Annotated in this window: 18 protein-coding genes; 5 read left to right on the top strand and 13 right to left on the bottom strand. The window is 48.1% G+C overall.

Annotated features, from left to right (window positions below; genetic code table 11):
• Nucleotides 1-46 precede the first annotated feature (46 nt).
• From PGS38_RS11145 to nagA, 8 genes are all read right to left on the bottom strand, one after another.
• The gene (locus tag PGS38_RS11145) at nt 47-205 is read right to left on the bottom strand and encodes a hypothetical protein (RefSeq protein ID WP_158579565.1); all 159 of its coding nucleotides are present in this window, start codon (nt 203-205) and stop codon (nt 47-49) included.
• Between the two features lie 44 nt (nt 206-249).
• Nucleotides 250-573 (bottom strand): hypothetical protein, encoded by a 324-nt coding sequence (locus tag PGS38_RS11150; protein WP_147399300.1) that lies wholly within the window; start codon nt 571-573, stop codon nt 250-252.
• 169 nt (nt 574-742) lie between these two features.
• A complete protein-coding gene (locus tag PGS38_RS11155; RefSeq protein WP_055220951.1) occupies nt 743-1,390 on the bottom strand; it encodes a helix-turn-helix domain-containing protein in 648 nt (215 codons plus the stop codon).
• Complete coding sequence (locus tag PGS38_RS11160; RefSeq protein WP_082426280.1) at nt 1,371-2,048, bottom strand: DUF3990 domain-containing protein; 678 nt, start codon at nt 2,046-2,048, stop codon at nt 1,371-1,373. Before PGS38_RS11160 ends, PGS38_RS11155 begins: the two co-directional genes overlap by 20 nt.
• 208 nt (nt 2,049-2,256) lie before the next feature.
• Nucleotides 2,257-3,015: a hypothetical protein gene (locus PGS38_RS11165; RefSeq protein WP_118595657.1), complete on the bottom strand. Its 759-nt coding sequence runs from the start codon at nt 3,013-3,015 to the stop codon at nt 2,257-2,259.
• A 191-nt stretch (nt 3,016-3,206) separates the two neighbouring features.
• Nucleotides 3,207-5,189, bottom strand: a complete 1,983-nt coding sequence (gene metG, locus PGS38_RS11170; RefSeq protein ID WP_117510577.1) for a methionine--tRNA ligase — start codon at nt 5,187-5,189, stop codon at nt 3,207-3,209.
• A 462-nt stretch (nt 5,190-5,651) separates the two neighbouring features.
• The gene (gene nagB, locus PGS38_RS11175) at nt 5,652-6,392 is read right to left on the bottom strand and encodes a glucosamine-6-phosphate deaminase (protein ID WP_117761352.1); all 741 of its coding nucleotides are present in this window, start codon (nt 6,390-6,392) and stop codon (nt 5,652-5,654) included.
• A gap of 34 nt (nt 6,393-6,426) precedes the next feature.
• Nucleotides 6,427-7,536 carry an N-acetylglucosamine-6-phosphate deacetylase gene (gene nagA / locus PGS38_RS11180; RefSeq protein ID WP_270476268.1) on the bottom strand — a complete coding sequence of 370 codons (1,110 nt, stop codon included), beginning with the start codon at nt 7,534-7,536 and terminating at the stop codon, nt 6,427-6,429.
• Nucleotides 7,537-7,778: 242 nt separating this feature from the next.
• On the opposite strand from nagA, the gene PGS38_RS11185 reads away from it, so the two are divergent.
• The 4 genes from PGS38_RS11185 to PGS38_RS11200 are packed head-to-tail and all read left to right on the top strand — an operon-like array spanning nt 7,779 to nt 10,809.
• Complete coding sequence (locus PGS38_RS11185; RefSeq protein ID WP_022462919.1) at nt 7,779-8,594, top strand: MurR/RpiR family transcriptional regulator; 816 nt, start codon at nt 7,779-7,781, stop codon at nt 8,592-8,594.
• The gene (locus tag PGS38_RS11190; protein ID WP_199692286.1) at nt 8,560-9,024 is read left to right on the top strand and encodes a DUF2752 domain-containing protein; all 465 of its coding nucleotides are present in this window, start codon (nt 8,560-8,562) and stop codon (nt 9,022-9,024) included. Before PGS38_RS11185 ends, PGS38_RS11190 begins: the two co-directional genes overlap by 35 nt.
• Nucleotides 9,025-9,039: 15 nt before the next feature.
• Complete coding sequence (locus tag PGS38_RS11195) at nt 9,040-9,438, top strand: DUF4234 domain-containing protein (RefSeq protein ID WP_118640498.1); 399 nt, start codon at nt 9,040-9,042, stop codon at nt 9,436-9,438.
• Nucleotides 9,439-9,456: 18 nt separating this feature from the next.
• Nucleotides 9,457-10,809 (top strand): MATE family efflux transporter, encoded by a 1,353-nt coding sequence (locus tag PGS38_RS11200; RefSeq protein WP_118640499.1) that lies wholly within the window; start codon nt 9,457-9,459, stop codon nt 10,807-10,809.
• Between the two features lie 179 nt (nt 10,810-10,988).
• Here the strand turns inward: PGS38_RS11200 and PGS38_RS11205 are convergent, their stop codons facing one another.
• The 3 genes from PGS38_RS11205 to PGS38_RS11215 form a co-directional block, all read right to left on the bottom strand.
• Nucleotides 10,989-11,522 carry a cob(I)yrinic acid a,c-diamide adenosyltransferase gene (locus PGS38_RS11205; protein ID WP_022462915.1) on the bottom strand — a complete coding sequence of 178 codons (534 nt, stop codon included), beginning with the start codon at nt 11,520-11,522 and terminating at the stop codon, nt 10,989-10,991.
• A 140-nt stretch (nt 11,523-11,662) separates the two neighbouring features.
• Nucleotides 11,663-12,208: an NADH peroxidase gene (locus PGS38_RS11210; RefSeq protein WP_022462914.1), complete on the bottom strand. Its 546-nt coding sequence runs from the start codon at nt 12,206-12,208 to the stop codon at nt 11,663-11,665.
• A gap of 170 nt (nt 12,209-12,378) precedes the next feature.
• Nucleotides 12,379-12,777, bottom strand: a complete 399-nt coding sequence (locus tag PGS38_RS11215) for a Fur family transcriptional regulator (RefSeq protein WP_022462913.1) — start codon at nt 12,775-12,777, stop codon at nt 12,379-12,381.
• A gap of 513 nt (nt 12,778-13,290) precedes the next feature.
• On the opposite strand from PGS38_RS11215, the gene PGS38_RS11220 reads away from it, so the two are divergent.
• Nucleotides 13,291-14,442: an ROK family transcriptional regulator gene (locus PGS38_RS11220; RefSeq protein ID WP_118640500.1), complete on the top strand. Its 1,152-nt coding sequence runs from the start codon at nt 13,291-13,293 to the stop codon at nt 14,440-14,442.
• Between the two features lie 726 nt (nt 14,443-15,168).
• Here PGS38_RS11220 and rsmA read toward each other — a convergent pair.
• A complete protein-coding gene (gene rsmA / locus PGS38_RS11225; protein WP_022461748.1) occupies nt 15,169-16,041 on the bottom strand; it encodes a 16S rRNA (adenine(1518)-N(6)/adenine(1519)-N(6))-dimethyltransferase RsmA in 873 nt (290 codons plus the stop codon).
• Nucleotides 16,042-16,056: 15 nt separating this feature from the next.
• Nucleotides 16,057-18,951 carry a hypothetical protein gene (locus tag PGS38_RS11230; protein WP_118640501.1) on the bottom strand — a complete coding sequence of 965 codons (2,895 nt, stop codon included), beginning with the start codon at nt 18,949-18,951 and terminating at the stop codon, nt 16,057-16,059.
• Between the last annotated feature and the right edge of the window lie 155 nt (nt 18,952-19,106).

Genomic DNA, 19,106 nt, shown 5'->3' on the forward strand with positions numbered 1-19,106 from the left:
GGCATATCTTTTTCGGGAGGACGAGTTATTTACCATATACTTTCTTTTAAAATAAAATATGGAATTGCCCTAAATCAAGGCAATTCCATGCATTATAATTTATCTTTAGTATGGAACCCTCCCATTCTTTACCCATAGCAAAGTAAAGCATCGGTGCATGCAGCAGCAGGCTGTCATATCCCATCAACGCCATCGTTTCTGTCAATGCTTTGACCTCATCGGATGTTATGAGCGGAAGCCGCAGCGCCATCAGCCCAAAGCAGAGCGAATATCCCAAAAACACAGCCAGAAAGCCGTCATTAACACATGGGAAAAACTATAAACGCTGCTATGTACCCGCGGTAAAATACAGTTGATATAATTTTTCTGCACATCCTCCCAGTAACTGAGCGCGAACGGCAATACGACAAGAATTGTATTCGTCACCAGAAATGCACTTACACCGCCGCGCGCATTCACCAGATAATAAACCGAGCAGTTTCCTCCTGATCCTGCTGCTTCAGGGTAAATGCTCAGGAAGGTAAGTACGGCAATAAAGGCAATTGCGAGATAAAATTTCCACGATTTTATCATTCTGCTGAAATCGGAATGCAGCATTCGAAAAAAGACCATTTTTTTGTTCACCCCCGTCTCGTATGAATGTTCCATGATACCATTTTTATATTTTCATGATAGCGTAAACGCCTGAAATAGTTTATGACGTTTTCTGAAACTTTGAACAAAAAACTTTTTATTCATTTTATCAAGTTGGAACTTTCTCCACCAGATCTTCTACCGTACATACTAATGCCCGCGCAATCTTCAACAAGGTCTCTGTCTGCGCCTTGTTAATATCCTTTCTTCGCTGTTCATACTGCTGAATGGTCCGAACCGAAACACCTGCCTGCTGTGCCAGTTCACTCTGACTTAGATTTGCAAAAGTACGCAATTCTTTCAAGTTTGTCTCCGGTTTTGCTTCACGATATAATTCATTCATTTTATCTACAAACTGACGAACATCCATTTCATGATATGGCGTGTAGAGCATTCGCACTTCAGTTACAGGAATAGCCTGGTTTATTTCCGCAAAAGACAAACTGGTACTCCACTGATAATAGGCCAACGCCCAGCCTGTCCAATATTCAGGGCTGCGATCGTAAGAATAAGAGGGGGCTTGTTCCGGCTTTGGTTCCCCTGCTTCCTGTAATACTTCATATGCAATTTCAACTCCCGACATTCCCGCTACCACAGAACAGTCACCTCGTTCAAACCGTGACGCTGTATTACTCATACAAAACCACTGCCATACAGTTTCCAACGGCCGTTTTAAATCATTGACCATATAATCCAGCATGCAGGCAAGATTTTTTTGTGCAACAGAAAGATATAATTTATCGTAAGCGTGGATCATCTGGTTTCATCTCCTCATCTAAAATTGTGGTGATATATAAATCACCCCGCTGACGGCGGTTTCGTTCCAGATCAAAATATTGCCGACGCGCCATATGATCACGGGATGCTTTCCTCTTATACCATTCCTGCACACTTGCAATCTCATACCCTGTAAATTCCAAACGTTCAAATGCTCTTCTGCTTTTTAAAACAAACTGCTGGCCCAGTTTTCCCAGACGCATTGCATTACTCAACTGACGGTAAGAAATTGCACCATTAATAAAATCCGCTGCAAAAGAAAAATAGCTGTCGTCAGCACGATATCCAATGATAATATCTGCCTTTTCATAATCAAGATGAAAATTTTGTAGCAAATATTCTTTTGCTTCTGCCGCCAACGGTGTGGATGCATCAAATTCTCGATTTTCCAACAAAATCGTAAGCCAATGGAGCATTGTATAGTCGCGCATATTCAAATTGAGAACTTTCAATCCATCACATTCAATCTCATATCTATTTGCGTAACCATTTTTATCCGCACTGACACCCCATTCTTTGGCCATATTTTGGTTTTCTGTACAGTAAAATCCAACACCATAATCATTATAAATTTTTCCATAACCATATTTCGGCCGTTCAATAATATGATCCGAACCATGATAAACTGTTTTTTTCATTTTACCACCTCTGCTTCAAATTATACTCCTAAAGGCGTATAAAAACAACAAATAGAAAAATTCGGATTCAGAAAATACGTTTGAAAGAACTTTTGACATTTTTACAAAAGCGTGATGCTATGATGTCGAAAAAGAGCTCTGCCGACAGACGGTCAGCCTGTTTACTAATTATGTCAAAAATGGTCGCCTAGTTTGCAGACAGGGGTGGCTATTTTTGCGTCTTACCCTTATTTTTTCTCCACCATACGCTTCCTACAACAACTCCTCCCGCCAGCACAAAAATTATTTGTTTTCTCGAAAGCCTCCATCCGAATAACTCAACTCTTACTTCCTTCGGCTGATACGAATACCCCATCAAAATTCTGTTATCATCCCCCGTCCCCACCGACGCATGGCAGTATGTGGTTCCCATGAATTTCATCGCAGATCTCGGTGTTCCCAGCTGGCTCCCGGAATAGCTGGCGCCATTTAGCTGTTGATTGTTTGCAATAAGATTCCCACTGACTTCCCAGTCGCTCATTGTTCTGTCCTTATACCATAAGGTTCCGCCAAATTCATACGGTCTTATCGCCTCTCCCAACAAAAACGAAAAGCTGTCGTTTCCACAGGGTTTTTTGTTCTCTGCAAATTCATAGGTCGGATAAATATAAATCGTCGAACCAATTTGAAAGGCTGATGCATAGAACTCAATCCATTCGAAATCTTCCTCTCTTCCATTCATCGCCTGTTTTCCTACATCGATTTTCATATACTCAAATTTTCCATCCCCATTTTTTAAATCATCGACGATAAACTGCTTCACATGCTCATCCAGCTTTTGTATCTCATTCTCTGGCATCCCTGTTTCCTGCAAATAAGCATCGTAATCAGAAGGAACCTTTTCCTCTGCCTTCACATAAGATACCCCCGCATACAATGACAGTCCGCAACAAAGTAAAACCAGAAATAACGTCCGCATTTTTCTCATACAACGCTCCTCCTTCCTGTTGTCATATTCGATAAACCCGTTCAAATATTCTCTCTTTATCATTATATTATCATAAGATTCAGAATCTTTATATGACGTTTTCCTTAACTTTTTAAAACGCAAAAAATCCCTCCCCACACATCACGCATGGAAAGGGATTTCTCTATTTACTCTATTTTTCTTTTAATCCATCAGCAGATCTCCGCCCCTGCCGGCATTGCTTTTTCCGGGGTCATGAGGCATACGTTGCCTTCGGCGTCTTCTGCGCAGAGGAGCATTCCTTCAGACATCATGCCTGCCAGTTTGGCCGGTTTCAGGTTGGTCAGGACCATAACCTTCATTCCGATGGTATCTTCCGGTTTGTAATATGCTTTGATTCCGGAGACGATCTGTCTTGTCTGGCTTCCGACTTTGACCTGGAAGCAGAGGAGTTTTTTCGATTTCTTCACCGGTTCGCAGGAGATGATCTCACCTACCTGGAACTGCATTTTTCCAAAGTCTTCGAACGTAATCTCTTCTTTTGGCTCTACATCTACAACAGCTTCTTCGGCTTTTTCCTCTTCTTCTTTTGCGGCAGCCATAGCAGCTTTCTGTTTTGCCTGGATCACTTCTACTTTTTCCATCACTTCTTTGACGTCGAGTCTCTGGAACAGGATCTGCGGCTGATCGGTTACCTGATTGCCCGATGTATACAGTCCGAACTGATCCAGCTCTTCGTAGCTGCGTTTCTCTGCATTCAACTGAGCCAGGATCTTCTCGGTGGTCTCCGGCATGAAAGACTCGAGCAGGCATGCGCCGATGGTGATGCTCTCTACCAGGTTGTACAGAACTTCTTCCAGACGGTCTTTCTTTGCCTCATCCTTTGCCAGTGCCCACGGCATCGTCTCGTCGATGTATTTGTTGCAGCGTTTGAACAGACCAAAGATCTCAGTCATTGCATCTGCCACACGCAGCTCTTCCATCTTTGCAGCAACTTTTGCTTTTGTTGCGGTAACGACTGCTTTCAGATCATCATCCACCTCTTCTGCTGCGCCGGTCTTTGTCACAACGCCGCCGAAGTATTTGTTGCTCATGGAGATGGTACGGTTTACCAGGTTTCCAAGAGTATTGGCAAGGTCGGAATTCATACGCTCAACCAGCAGCTCCCAGGTAATGACACCGTCGTTCTCAAACGGCATCTCGTGCAGAACGAAGTAGCGGACAGCGTCTACGCCGAACAGGTCTACCAGATCGTCTGCGTAAATCACGTTTCCTTTGGATTTACTCATCTTGCCGTCGCCCTGCAGCAGCCACGGATGACCAAATACCTGTTTCGGCAGCGGCAGATCAAGTGCCATCAGGAAGATCGGCCAGTAAATGGTATGGAAACGGATGATGTCTTTTCCGATCAGATGCAGGTCTGCCGGCCACAGCTTGTTGAACTGCTCGGAACTGTTTCCGTCACAGTCATAACCGATTCCAGTGATGTAGTTGGTCAGTGCATCCAGCCATACATAGGTAACGTGCTTCGGGTCGAAGGATACCGGGATTCCCCAGGTGAAGGAGGTTCTGGATACACAGAGATCCTGCAGTCCCGGAAGAAGGAAGTTGTTCATCATCTCGTTCTTTCTGGAAACCGGCTGGATGAATTCCGGATGAGTGTTGATATAATCGATCAGTCTCGGTGCATATTTGCTCATCTTGAAGAAATATGCTTCTTCTTTTGCCGGCGTAACCGGGCGTCCGCAATCCGGGCATTTTCCGTCTACGAGCTGGGACTCGGTGAAGAAGGATTCACACGGTGTACAGTAAAGACCTTCGTAATATCCTTTGTAGATATCTCCCTGATCGTACAGTTTTTTGAAGATTTTCTGTACCTGTGCCTCGTGATCGGCGTCGGTGGTACGGATGAATTTGTCGTAGGACGTATTCATCAGATCCCAGATTCTCTTGATCTCGGTGGATACGTTGTCTACGAATTCTTTTGGCGTGATACCTGCCTCTTCTGCTTTCAGCTCGATCTTCTGGCCATGCTCATCGGTTCCGGTCTGGAAGAATACATCGTAGCCCTGCTGACGTTTGAAGCGGGCGATGCTGTCCGCGAGTACGATCTCGTAGGTGTTTCCGATGTGCGGCTTGCCGGATGTGTAGGCAATCGCCGTGGTGATATAATATTTTGGTCTGATTTTTTCCATTGCTTTCATTTCTCCTTTCAAATAAAAAAACTGCCTTATTCCGCTCTCTTGTAGTCGGAAGAAGACAGGTTTGTTTACCCGTGATACCACTTCTTTTCGTCCCTGCCTCACGGCAGAAACCTCTGCAGGTACATGTGCTATACCTCTCCGCTGTAACAGGCGGAACCTGTCGCAGCCTTACCGTTTCAGATTGTTGTTCTCACGGTTCGGTGCGCCTCTCGGAAGCCATGTTCGATCTGCCGCTCCTCCTCCCCTCTCAGCCTGCAAAACCGGAATAGTTTTCGGGGGTGTTCTCTGTAAATTCGCACATGCAGATGTACTCTCTTCGTCACTGTGTTTTGTTTTTATGCACTGGTTTTATGCTAACACATTTACATCAATTTGTAAACCGCAAAAAAGCCCGCCGTACGGGGATTTTTTCATATTCTCCCCATTCGGCGGACCTTTCATTCATCGTAACAATTATCTGTGGTTTGCTTTGATCACAGACATTGCTGCTTCATCTGCTACAACTGTCAGATCGTTGTGAAGCTGCAGGATGGAAGCCGGAACCTGCGGAGTAACCGGTCCGTACAGAACTTTGTCGAGGATCTCTGCTTTTCCTTCGCCGCTGACGATCAGCAGAACTTTTCTCGCCTGCATGATGTTCTTGATTCCCATGGTGTATGCCTGGGTCGGAACATCCTCTACTTTTTCAAAGAAACGTTTATTTGCCTGAATGGTGCTCTCGGTCAGGTCAACGCAGTGTGTCTCTTTCTCGAATGCTGCGCCCGGCTCGTTGAATCCGATGTGGCCGTTGTTTCCAAGTCCAAGAAGCTGCAGGTCAATGCCGCCGACGCTGCGGATGATTTCGTTGTATGCTGCACATGCTTTTTCGCTGTCCGGCTCCAGTCCGTTCGGAACGAAGGTGCGCTCTTTGTTGATGTTGACATGATTGAACAGGTTGGTGTTCATGAAGTAACGATAGCTCTGATCATTCTCCGGAGAGAGTCCTTTGTACTCGTCCAGGTTTACGCTGGTGACATTTGCGAAATCAAGGTCGCCTTTGTTGTACCACTCAACGAGCTGTTTGTAAGCGCCGACCGGGGTAGATCCGGTTGCAAGGCCGAGCACTGCGTGCGGTTTCATGATCACCTGCGCGGAGATGATGTTTGCTGCTTTTCTGCTCATATCATTGTAATCTTTTGCTTCAATTAATAACATTTGTTTTTCCTCCAAATTTCTTCTATATAATAAATTACATAATAACCTGTTTCAGGTTCAGTTCGTCGTCCATCAGAAGTACATGCGCTTTTTTGCCCGGTGCAATGGATCCTACTTCATCGTAGATACCGATGCTCTGTGCCGGATTTCTTGTTGCCGCAAAAATGGCATCTGCCAGCGGAATATCAAACGAAACTGCTTTTCTCATGCAGTCGTACAGGTTCGTAGCGGAACCCGCGATGGTCTCACCGTCGGTCAGGGTTGCTTTTCCGTCTTTCATCCAGACAGCCTGTCCCCCGAGGGAATACGTTCCGTTCGGCATTCCCGTTGCCATCATGGAATCGCTGATGAGAACCATGCGCTCACTTCCCATCATGGAGAAGGTCGCGCGGACAACCGCACCGTGAATGTGATAGCCGTCACAGATCAGCTCCATGCGGCACTCCGGATCGTCGAATGCGGCGCCGATGACACCAGGGTTACGGTGTGCGAACGGCGGCATGGCGTTGTACAGATGGGTGACATGGTGTGCTCCTGCTTTCATGGCAGCCAGCGCGGTGTCATAATCTGCTGTTGTATGGCCGATGGAAACCATGACTTCATCGGAAACCTCTTTGATAAATTCCAGTGAGCCAGGCATATTCGGGGCCAGGGTTACGAGACGGATTTTTCCGCCGCTCGCCGCATTGCATGCGCGGAAGAACTCAGCGTTCGGAGCCACGATGTTCTCCTCTGCCTGTGCGCCTTTTTTGATCGGATCGATGAACGGTCCTTCCATGTTGACGCCGGCGATCACTTCTGCTTCCGGCTCATCTTTGATTGCTTCGATGGTTCCGAAGATTTTCAGCAGATCGTCTTTTGGCAGTGTCATGGATGTCGGGCAGTAAGAGGTAATGCCGTGCGCTTTCTCGTAGCGCAGGATCTCTTTTAAACCTTCCACGTCTCCGTCTGAAAAATCATGTCCGGCAGCGCCGTGGCTGTGTACGTCAACCAGTCCCGGCAGAACCATCATGCCTTTCGCATCGATCACTTCCTGATTGATCACTTCTTCTTTTGTGGAAACGAAACGTTTTCCTTCTATATAAAGATCTTTTTCCGCAAACGTTCCGTCTTCCTGAAATACACGTCCGTTTTTGATAATCATTGTCTTGCCTTCTTTCTTTGATCTGTTCTGATTATAATTTATGTTGATTTTATTTTCAACTATTTTTATATTTTAGAAATTACTTTCACGTCATTAAAGTTCTTTCCATTTTTCCGCCCGCTTTCCCGTGCAATTCACACACAATTGAAAGTTGATTCACCACTCTGCCTGTGATACAATAAAACAAGAACTGATCTGAATTTTTTTCAGATATTTACAGATACCAGGAGGACTTACGTTCCATGGAACACTTTGAAAAATCGATTATTCCTGTCATTGAGTCTGTCTATCCCTCGTTCACTCCCCTGGAACGGACGGTAGCAGATTTTTTTATTCATAATACCGACGAGTCGGATCTGTCCGCGCGCCACGTTTCGGAACTACTCTATGTTTCGGAGGCTTCGCTCTCCCGCTTTGCGAAAAAATGCGGCTACACGGGCTACCGCGAATTTGTCTACCGTTACCAGGAAGGTCTGAACGCCGCACTGCCCGGTACGGACGATCACATCAAACAGGTGCTGAATACGTATCAGGAGCTGCTGAATAAAAGCTACTCGCTCGCCGACCGCGCGCAGATTGACCGCATCTGCCATATTCTCACTTCGAAGCGTCGGGTGTATGTCTACGGTCTTGGAAGCTCCGGACTTTCCGCCCAGGAAATGAAGCTGCGTTTTATGCTTGCAGGCGTGGATATTGAAGCAATTACCGACATTCACATCATGAAAATGAATGCCGTTCTGCTCAATGAGAGCTGCGCTGCAATCGGCATTACCGTCAGCGGACAGACACCGGAGGTGCTGCGTGCGCTCGGAGCCGCAAAGGAAAAGGGAGCCTCTACCATTCTCTTTACTTCCCGCAGCTCCAGCGATTACGATGCCTTCTGCGATGAAGTCCTGCTGCTTGCGGTCAAAGAGCATCTGAAAAACGGCGGCGCAATCTCTCCGCAGTTCCCGATTCTCGTTATGATCGACGTTCTGTACTCGCATTTTCTCACGACCGACAGCGAGCGCAAGGAGGCTTTATATGAATACGCCGTCACCAAACTCCATGAAACGTGATCCCGGCCGCGGCAGCGCGTATCTTTCTTTTCTGAGGAAACGCTGCCGCGATTTCTTTTTCTTCTGCCTGCTCCTCGGCGTTTACGTCGCCCTCATCACCCTCACAGGCATCGGCTGTCCGATCCGTTTTTTCACAGGCATTTCCTGCCCGGGCTGCGGAATGAGCCGCGCGGTACTGTTAATGCTCTCCGGTCATTTTCAGGCGGCGTTTCGGATGCATCCGCTTGTCTATGCCGTGCTGCCCGCAGGTGTCTGGCTCTTCTTCGGGCCGGAACAGACGGCGGGACTTCGGCGTTTTAAAAAGGGGATCATTACGGTGCTTGTCGTACTGCTTCTCGCCGTTTATGCCTGGCGCATTTATTACCACGACCCGCTCCTTTCTATTGACCCCTCTCTCGGGCGCGTGCTACAATGGTTCTATCTTAATTAAAGGGGGTATTTACAAATGAATGTAAAAGACAACCGCAGTTTCTGGGTCTATCTTCTGCTTTCGATTGTCACCTGCGGACTCTACTCGATCTACTTCTGGTATGTTTATGTGGAAGACCTGAACACCATCTTTTACGGTGACGGCGAAGACAGCCCGAACTACATTATTGTGCTGCTTCTGTCTTGGGTTACCTGTGGAATTTACGGCGTTTACTGGCGTTACAAACAGGCGAACCGCATGTACCGCGAATCCTACGACCGCTACGGTGTGACGATTGAGGAAAATGGTTCTGCCATTCTTCTGTGGACGCTGCTTGGCTACCTGACCGGCGGCATCGGCCAGCTCGTTGCCGACTATTTCATGATCCAGAACCTGAATAAGACGGCGCTCGTTTATAATTCACGTGCATATTAAGCAGGGGAGGCGTTTTTTATGGCAACATCTATGGTAAAGGGAAATCCGGTAAAGCTGATGCTCTCGTTTGCCTTTCCGCTTCTCATCGGAAATCTGCTGCAGCAGACGTATAACATCATCGATGCGGCGATTGTCGGCCAGGCACTTGGCCCGGAGGCGCTCGCCAGCGTCGGTGCAAGCAGCAGTGTACAGTTTCTGGTGCTCGGCTTCTGTATGGGAAGCTGCACGGGATTCAGTGTTCCGGTTGCCAAGTATTTCGGCGCCGGAAAGCTTGATAAAATGCGCGATTATATTTTTAATGGTGCTGCACTTGCTGTCCTGATTGCGGCCATTCTGACCACACTCTGCAGTTTACTCTGTGCACCGATTCTGCACCTGCTGTCGGTTCCGTCCGATATCTTCGCGGATGCCTACGCATATCAGCTTGTGATTTTCCTCGGGATTCCGTTTTCGATTCTGTACAATTATCTTTCCAGCATCCTGCGTGCCGTCGGGGACAGCCGCACGCCGTTTCTGTTTCTGGCATTTTCGGCAATCCTGAATATTTTCCTCGACCTGTTCTATATTATCATTCTGCATCTGGGGTGCGCAGGCGCGGCGATTGCGACGATTTCCGCCCAGGCGATCAGCGGACTCTTATGTCTGTTTTTTATTTCCCGTAAGGTAAAGCTCCTGCTTCCGACAAAGGAAAACCGCACTCTGCGAAAGGATGCCGCGCAGGAACTCCTCGCAATGGGCATTCCGACGGGACTGCAGTTTTCGATCACGGCGATCGGCAGTATGGTAATGCAGTCAGCGAATAATGGGCTTGGCAGTGTTTATGTTTCGGCGTTCACAGCTGCTATGAAAATCAAACAGTTTATGATGTGTCCGTTTGATGCGATCAGTACCGCGGCTTCCGTCTTCTGCAGTCAGAATCTCGGAGCCGGCCAGTCAAAGCGAATCCGTCAGGGACTCCGCCAGGGTGTGCTTGTCGGTGTCGGCTATGGTGCGTTTGCAGGTGTCATCATGATTCTGTTCGGACGGCCGCTGACAAAGCTCTTTATTGTCAGCTCTGCTTTCGAAGCAATCAACGCTTCGGCAAAATATCTGCGCTGCCTCGGATTTTTCTACTGGATGCTTGGTATTTTGAATGTCTGCCGTATGGTAACGCAGGGACTTGGCTACTCGGGAAGAGCCGTTTTCTCCGGCGTAATGGAGATGCTGGCACGAACGATTGTCTGCCTGGGATTTGTCGGTGCGTTTGGCTTCACCGCAATCTGCTTTGCGGACCAGGCTGCATGGCTCGCCGCCTGCTGCTATATCGCACCGACATGTCTGTACTGCGTGAAGAAATCCACGAAAATGATTGCGGATCGCGGTGCGAAATAATAACGTTATTTTCTGTCTTACAGCGGCTTCCAGATACTTCTCAGGTTATCGCGGCAATCACCAAAAACTTGTTCCATCACAGATTTTGGTTCATTGCCCGCAAAATCAAGAAAAAGATACTGTTCTGCATGGAATCATCTTCCCCTCAAAACAGTATCTTTTTTCTTGTTTTTTCATCGTTACCGCTCGATTCCATCTCTTGCCGCAAGACCCTTGTCAAACGGATGCTTGATTTTTTTCAGCTCCGAAACATAGTCCGCCCGCTCAATCAGCGCCTCCGACGGTCCCTGCCCGGTCAGAATCACTTCCAGCTTCTCCGGCTTGTGATCCAGAAAATCCAGAAGGAGCTGCTCATCAAACAGTTTGCTTCCAATCGTATAAACCAGCTCGTCCAGAAACAGTACATCGTATTCTTCCTGAACTGCTTTTTCTGTCACTTTCTGAAACTGCTCTTCATAATACCGTTTCTGCTCTGCCTTCTCCTCCGGTGTCATCAGAAACGAAAACTTTATCTTGTCCTGCCCCGGCACAAACGTCACATTCGGCGACAGTAAGAGCACCTTCCGCTCGCTCGTGCTGTTATCTTTCATAAACTGATAAATCAAAACACGGTATCCATACCCTGCCGCACGCGTGCAGAGTCCCATACCACAAGTCGTCTTTCCTTTTCCATCCCCACAGTAGATGTGGACACAGCCTGTCTGTTTTTCCATGGTGAAAACCTCGCTTTTTCTTTCTATGTTCATTTGTAAACAACAGGTAATTCGAAACAAGTTCGCAATCCCAAGTAAAAATTGTAAACAACGGAAAAAGGAGGGCAGATTTTATTCCGCCCCCCAAAAAGGTTTCCTGATTATTTACCGAAATATCTAGCCAGCAGACCAGCGAATGCTTTTCCGTGTCTAGCTTCGTCTCTTGCCATCTCATGCACGGTGTCATGGATTGCATCGAGATTCAGGGCTTTGGCACGTTTTGCAAGATCTGTTTTGCCAGCGGTTGCTCCGTTCTCTGCCTCTACACGCATCTGCAGATTTTTCTTGGTGCTGTCGGTTACGACTTCGCCGAGAAGCTCTGCGAATTTTGCTGCGTGCTCTGCTTCTTCGTAAGCTGCTTTTTCATAGTACAGACCTACTTCCGGATATCCCTCGCGGAATGCTACTCTGGACATTGCCAGGTACATACCAACCTCGGAGCACTCGCCCTCGAAATTGGCTCTCAGGTCTTTTTTGATATCTTCCGGAACATCGGATGCTACGCCAACTACATGCTCTGCTGCCCAGGTCAGATCCTCGCCCTGCTCGATAAATTTCTCTTTCGGTGCTTTACAGATCGGACAGACTTCCGGTGCTTCTGCTCCTTCATAAACATATCCACATACGCTGCATACAAATTTTTTCATAGTCTTTCTTTCCTTTCTTTTTGTTGTGTATTTAATTTTATCATTTCCAATTTTGTGGTTTATAACAGTTTTTTATTTTTGATATTAGTAACTGTTACTGATATTACTTTAACATAAGCTTCCCTTTTTGTCAATGCCTATTTTTAATTTTTTCTTTCTTCCTGGGGATGCTATACGTTCCCCGGGTGATTTTTGCAGTTCTCGCAGATGCCGTAAAAATTCACAGAGTAATCTTCGATCGTACCTCTGAAATTTTCCGCTGCTACGTTCTTGATTTCGCTGATGTCACGCATTGTAAGGTCTGTCACGCAGTGACATTTTCTGCAAATGAAATGGTGATGCGTGGAAGTATCTCCATCGAACCGGTCCGGGCCATCTCCTGTTGTAAGACGCTTGATCTCTCCTAATTCAGAAAGAAGAGACAGGTTCCGGTATACTGTGCCAAGACTGATATTGGGAAATTCTTTCCGTACATCGGTATAGAGCATATCTGCGGTCGGGTGATCCTTTCGCCCCTGAAGGCAGACTTTGATGCTTTCTCTTTGTCTGCTATACTTGAGTGTTGACATAGTTTTTTTCCTTTCGTATCTTTCGATAACAGTAATTGTTATTATATTTATACTATAAGGCTGCTTCTCGCAAAAGTCAAGAAAAAGATCACTACCCTGTCTACACAGATTTCCGTCTGTCCCAAGATCAAAAATTCCCCAAAAACGAGGAGTGCCCAGGAACCTCTCGGTGCCTGGGCTATTATTATGAAAAAATCTTAATTGTGTAGTGATTGCATACACGCTGTTCCTTTGGAACTGAGATAACTATACCAATTAATTATGAACAGATTATGAACGTGCAGTGAATCTTCTGTGAATTTGTACATTTTTTAGAATTATTTTATACTTTCTTTGTGTATTTATCACATATTTTATTTCTAATTCTGTCCCTTACTCTCTACTCTGTCTAGAAATCGTTTTTCTCCGTTAATTTTTCTATTCGTATTGCCCATCCCCGATTTTCCCTGTCATTTCTCTCTCATTTATGTTAAGATTGATGTACAGCCAATGCGGCAGAATGGAGGATTTTTTATGAGTACCGGAAATCAGGAATATATACGAGACATGAACCGCGCCCTGGTTCTCGAGGCAATCGCCAACCATCCGCCGCTTTCCCGCGCAGATCTGGCGAAAATGCTGCATCTGACAAAAGCAACCGTATCCACCATCGTCCAGGAACTGCTCGACCGCCAGCTCGTCATAGAACTCGGCAGCGCCGAAAAAACTTCCATGGGTCGAAAACCGATTCTGCTTACTTTTAATAATCGCTGCGGTTCCATCATCGCCGTCGATCTCGGCGTAAAAAAGATCACCATTCTCACCGGAGATCTGAAGGGAAAATCATGTACTGTAAAAGAATACCCGATTGATCCATCCCTCTCACTGGAGGAATACCTGATTTCCCTCCTCCACAAAACCAAATCCGACCTCCCCAAGACTCCGTGCGGCCTCGTCGGAATCTCCATCGGAATCTACGGCGTCGTCTGCGACGACCTCGTTTTATTCACACCCTACTACGATCTGAAACACTCCAACCTGAAAAACTACCTCGAAGAAGAATTTCAGGTTCCTGTCATCGTAGAAAATGAAGCCAACCTCTCCGTCATCGGCGAAGCCGCCTGCGCAGAGCACTTTAAAAATATGATCTTCCTGAACATCCACGAAGGCGTCGGCATGGGAATCCTCATTGACGGCGAACTCTACACCGGCCAGAACGGCTACGCCGGCGAATTCGGCCACACCATCCTCTTCCCCGATGGCCGGCCCTGCCCCTGCGGCAACCACGGCTGCCTCGAACAGTACATCTCCGAAGCCTCCGTCCTAAACGATTTTGCCGCCGCCGAAGGCTTAGAAAACGTCTCCGTCGAACGCTTCATCCAGTATTACCAGGAAGGCAACCCCAACGCCCTCAAAGTAATGCAGGATTTCACCCACTACATCGGAATCAGCCTGAACACGGTTCTCCACACCTTCAACCCGGACGTCATCGTCATCAACAGCTCCTTCACCAACTACATCCCAGGTCTGATCGACGAAATCACCTCCGGAATCCAGAACCGCCTCCGCTGGTACCTCCACGTCCTCCCGGCTCACCTGCAGGATGTCTCCGTCCTCATGGGCGGAATCAGCCTCTGCTCCCGGAACTTCCTCGGAATTTCCACCTTTAAGCTGCTGGACCTGTAACTCAGAAATAAGTCCCTGTTCAGAGCCCCATCTCGATTCCGCTGCGCTGCATCTTGATGTGGCTTCTCGCCATATGAAATTTCAGAAAAAAGTACTCATTCATGCAAGCATGATTCGCAATTTGTTCTGAAATTTCGCATGGCTCTGAATAGTCACAATTTGTTCATGATTTTTTTACAACATGAACACGCTTTCAACATAATTTACCCGTATACTAAAAGCATAAATAATGAATGCCAACATTATTTACACAATTTTCTTTTTCATATTGCCGATTAGAAAATCGGCTCTCCTTCCTTTAAAAATAAAAATGAAAGAAAGCACTGTTTCGCCAACGGTGCTTTTTTTCATGCCTTTTTCTCATTTTCTCCCATCTTCCTCACAACAATCTCACGCCGATCCGCCCATCCGGGCGGATCCAGACCTCCCCTCCCGCCCCCACTACCAGCCTCGCCGCCGCCCGTCCGTCCTTGCGTGATGCGGCATGGCAGCATTGGAAAAGCGGGCAGGAAAAACCAGAAAAAATGGAGGCCTTTCGAGAGACTGAAATCTGGTGCTCAACACCAGATTTCAAGGCATTCTGAGCTGGGAAAGCATCAGGCTTTCCTGGCGAATAATGCCGGTGTCTGTCGAAAGACCTCCATTTTTTCTACGTTTTTCCCCCGCTTTTCCACCGCTGCCATGCGCATCACGCGAGGGCGGACGGGCGACGGCGAGGCGTCCCCTCTATTTACACAATTCATCCGTCAACCGCGCAAACTCCTGTAAATTCAATGCCTCCCCACGAATCGTAAGCGGCCAGCCGCAGGCTGTGATTGCAGCCTCAATCTCCTCTTTCGAAAAATGCAGCAGCTCCGAATTTTTCAGTCCGTTCGCCAGCGTCTTCCGTCTCTGATTAAACGACGCCCGAATAATGGAGAACATCAACTTCTCATCCTTCGTCTCCACCGGCATCACCTCATGACGCGTCAGCCGGATCACCGCACTTCCAACCTTCGGCCGCGGCATAAAACAGTTCGGCGGCACATTCGCCACAATATACGGCTCCGCATAATACTGCACCGCCAGCGACAGCGCCCCGTAATCCTTCGATCCCGGCCCCGTCTGCATCCGGTCCGCAACCTCCTTCTGAACCATAACCGTAATCGAATCCACCGGCACATGATTCTCAAATAATCCCATAATAATCGGCGTCGTAATATAATACGGAAGATTCGCCACAACCTTGATCGGCCGTCCGTTGTTCTTCTCCTTCGCCAGCGCCGCCAGATCCACCTTCAAAACATCATTGTTGATAACCTCAACATTATCATAATCCGACAGCGTATCCTCCAGAATCGGGATCAGATTCTTGTCAATTTCCACCGCACACACACTCCGCGCAGCATACGCAAGATACTGCGTCAGCGTACCGATACCAGGTCCGATTTCCACAACAAAATCGTCCGGTCCGATACCTGCAGCGGCTACAATCTTATCCAGCACATGTGGATCGATCAGAAAATTCTGACCATACTTTTTCTGAAATACAAAGCCGTACTTCTGCAGTACGGCTATGGTATTCTGCGGCTCCCCGAGCCACGGTTTTACTTTCTCCATAAATTCTCCATGTATTTAGAACTCAAAGTCTTTCTCGTAAAGAATCACGCGGTCGTCCGCATCGGTATGCTTTCTGGACATGCGTCTTCCGAATTTACGGGTTCCCTTTTCTGCATGGGCGATGGCACGATCCACCATATCTTTGACCTGTGAAATCGTCATCGGCTCGCCCTCCTTCTGATTGTTGCCAATCTGTGTATACAGAGCAAGCACACCCATCTCGTCCATCTTGTATCCATTCTCACGCGCATACGTGCGGGCAAACGTAACCAGCTCGTCGTTCGTGAAAACAGGAATCGAAATGACCGTCTCAAACTTCTTCGCAAAATCAGGGTAATTCCGCAGAAGACCTCTCATGCTGACCTTCTCATCCTCGATGATCAGAACCAGACTGTCTGTACGGAAATCCATTGCCTGCGACAGCTTCTCGATCGTCTCCGGGTACATCAGACCGGCACGCTCGATCAGGAGGAAACCTCCCGCCAGCTTTGAAACAATCTGCGCACAGTCCTTTTTGTTCAGAACAGATGCATCCAGACGGGCCATCTTCGTTGCCGGAAGTTTTAAGTCAGCACAGATTGCACGGACGAGATCCTCCGACAGCTTCGTTTTTCCAGTACCGTATCCGCCCATAATGGCAATGTTTCCATGACGGGAAGTACGGTCGCCTGCGTAATGATAAACACCATGCATTGCATCCAGAATCTGGATATCCATGCCTGGAACTTTCGCAAAGTAAGTAAACAGCGCTTTCTGCTCATCACTCAGCTTATCCGGCTGGGTGTCGTTCAGGATGCGGAGTCTTGCCTCCTCCGGCGTCTCCTCGCGGAGCACCTCTTCAATCGATTTCGCAACAGTTCCTTCCGGAATGTTGTCGCGGATCAGCTGAACGGTGGCATCCGTTGTTTTTTCGATGCTCATGTTGATCGTCGCATCGGATACGCGCTCACGCTTTGGCTCGGTCGGAACTTCGATTTCGATTTCCTCCGGGGTAATCTCGATCGGCTGGGTTCCTGCCGGCTCAAACGGATCGGCTGGCTCAGTCTCGGCCGGGGTTTCCGGCTCTGTTTCGCTTTCCGGCTCATCAGCAGGTTCTGCTTCCGCAGTTTCCGGCTCGTCCGGCAGTTCGATTTCCGATGCTTTTTCAGCTTCCTGCACTTCTGCGTTCAGCGCTGCCTGAAGCTCACTAAAATCGATGGTCGGCCGTGTCTCCTCTGCCGGTTTCAGATCCGGGATGACAACCGTTGCATCCATGGACGGCGTCTCCGCCGGTTCTACGGTTTCCTCAATTTCGGCTTCCGCCTGAGCCTTCTCGGCTGCTTCTGTTTCAGCTTCCACTGCTGGTTCTGTAACTTCTGCTTCTTCGATTTCAGCCTCGGCTGCCGGTTCTATAATCTCTTCGATCTCAGCTTCATCCATCGGCTCTGCAGCTTCTTCGGTTTCAGCCTCATCCGCCGGTTCTGTGATCTCTTCGGTTTCCGCTTCATCTGCCGGTTCTGCTGCTTCTTCCGGCTCAGCTTCCGCCTGCGGCTCCTCAGCCGCTTCCCGTGCCTCTGCCTCGGACTCCGGATCCATCGGCTGCTCTGCGGTTTCGGCTTCTGCTACCTGCTCAGCCGGCTCTTCTGCTTCTTCCTCCGCAACTTCCTCCGACAGGTTTGCTGCGGTCTCCTGGAACAGTGCTTCGAGGTCCGGCTCTTCGTATTTCTTCTCCGGCTTCGGTGCTTTCGGCATTACCGGCTCGGCTTTTTCCTTCGGTTTTGGCTGCGGTCTTGTCTTGATCGTCGTGTTGGCATCCGGGGATACCTCTACGTTTACATCAAGCTGCTCCGGCTCCAGATCTTTTACTTCGTACTGTACCGGCTCTTCGCTTGTCTCTTCCTCGACTGCCGTCTCTTCCTGTTTCTTTCCGCGGAAGGAGAAGACATCGCGGATGCTCTTTGCAAGCTCTGCGTGAAGATCGATCGTATTTCCAAGGTACGTCGGCGTGCTGTCTGCATACGCCTGCTCTTCCGGAATCTCCTCGATCGGCTCCTCTGTCTGCTGCAGTGCTTCGTACTCCTGCACCTGCTCTGCATCTGCCTCGGCCTGCTGTGTTTTCTCATATGCTTCGTACGGCGAACCGGCTTCTTTTTCTTCTTCACCGGCCACATACTGGCTCATCACACCGCCGTTTACCGGTTTTACTTCCGGCGTCTCTGCCGGCTCTTTCGTCGCAGCCATTTCACCGGCTCCGCTCTCTCCGGCTAACCGCACTTTAAGTGCTTCCGGATCCTCGGACGGCTCTTCATTCTTTTTGTAGTCAAAACGATGCTCGTATTTGATCTGCTGGGACGGTGACAGCGGCTCGTACTTCATTTTCAGATCCATTGCCTTTGTCACATATTTGCCCTCGCTGAACCACAGGATCAGCTCATCACAGGCATCGATGCATTTCTGCGTCTCTCCGGCTTTGCTGTAAAGGTTTGCCAGTTCATATGCCCATCTCTCGGTAAATTCCCGCTCTTTGTATTCCTCCAGAAGGGAAATCTGCTCCTCAAGCGGCGCTTTCTGTCCTCTTAAAATCTTGTATTTCAGCAGATACCGGGAATTATCGTGACGTGCGACTGCTTCAAACTCGTTGTAAAAGTCAATCGCCTCATCAAAGTCTTTCATTTTTACGGAGACCTCTACCAGGCGGTACAGAATGCCCTTTCCGATGGAGGAACGGTCATACGCCATCAGCAGAATCTTCTTCGCCTCCGGATATCGTTTGTTCGCCTCATAGACATCCGCTACCATGCCGAGCGTGCGCAGACTCTTGACACGCCGCCAGTCAACGGCTTCTACAACTGCAAGTGCCCCCTCATAGTCCTCTTTTTTTACCAGACTGTTCAGCTCTTCCAGCCGGCTTTGATATTCAGCTTTATCCAATCTTTTCACCTCAATACATTTCAGATTGTTTTAGTTCATAGACACGAACAGTGTACCACACTCCCCGTAGAATGTCAAAAGAATGCCTGTTTTGCAGGCATTTTTCGGGATGCAAATCCTTCCAGCGGGCATTAAAAAAAGAACACCCGCCCCTC

Origin of the sequence: Fusicatenibacter saccharivorans (assembly GCF_027667425.1) — a bacterium.
Lineage (GTDB): Bacteria > Bacillota > Clostridia > Lachnospirales > Lachnospiraceae > Fusicatenibacter > Fusicatenibacter saccharivorans.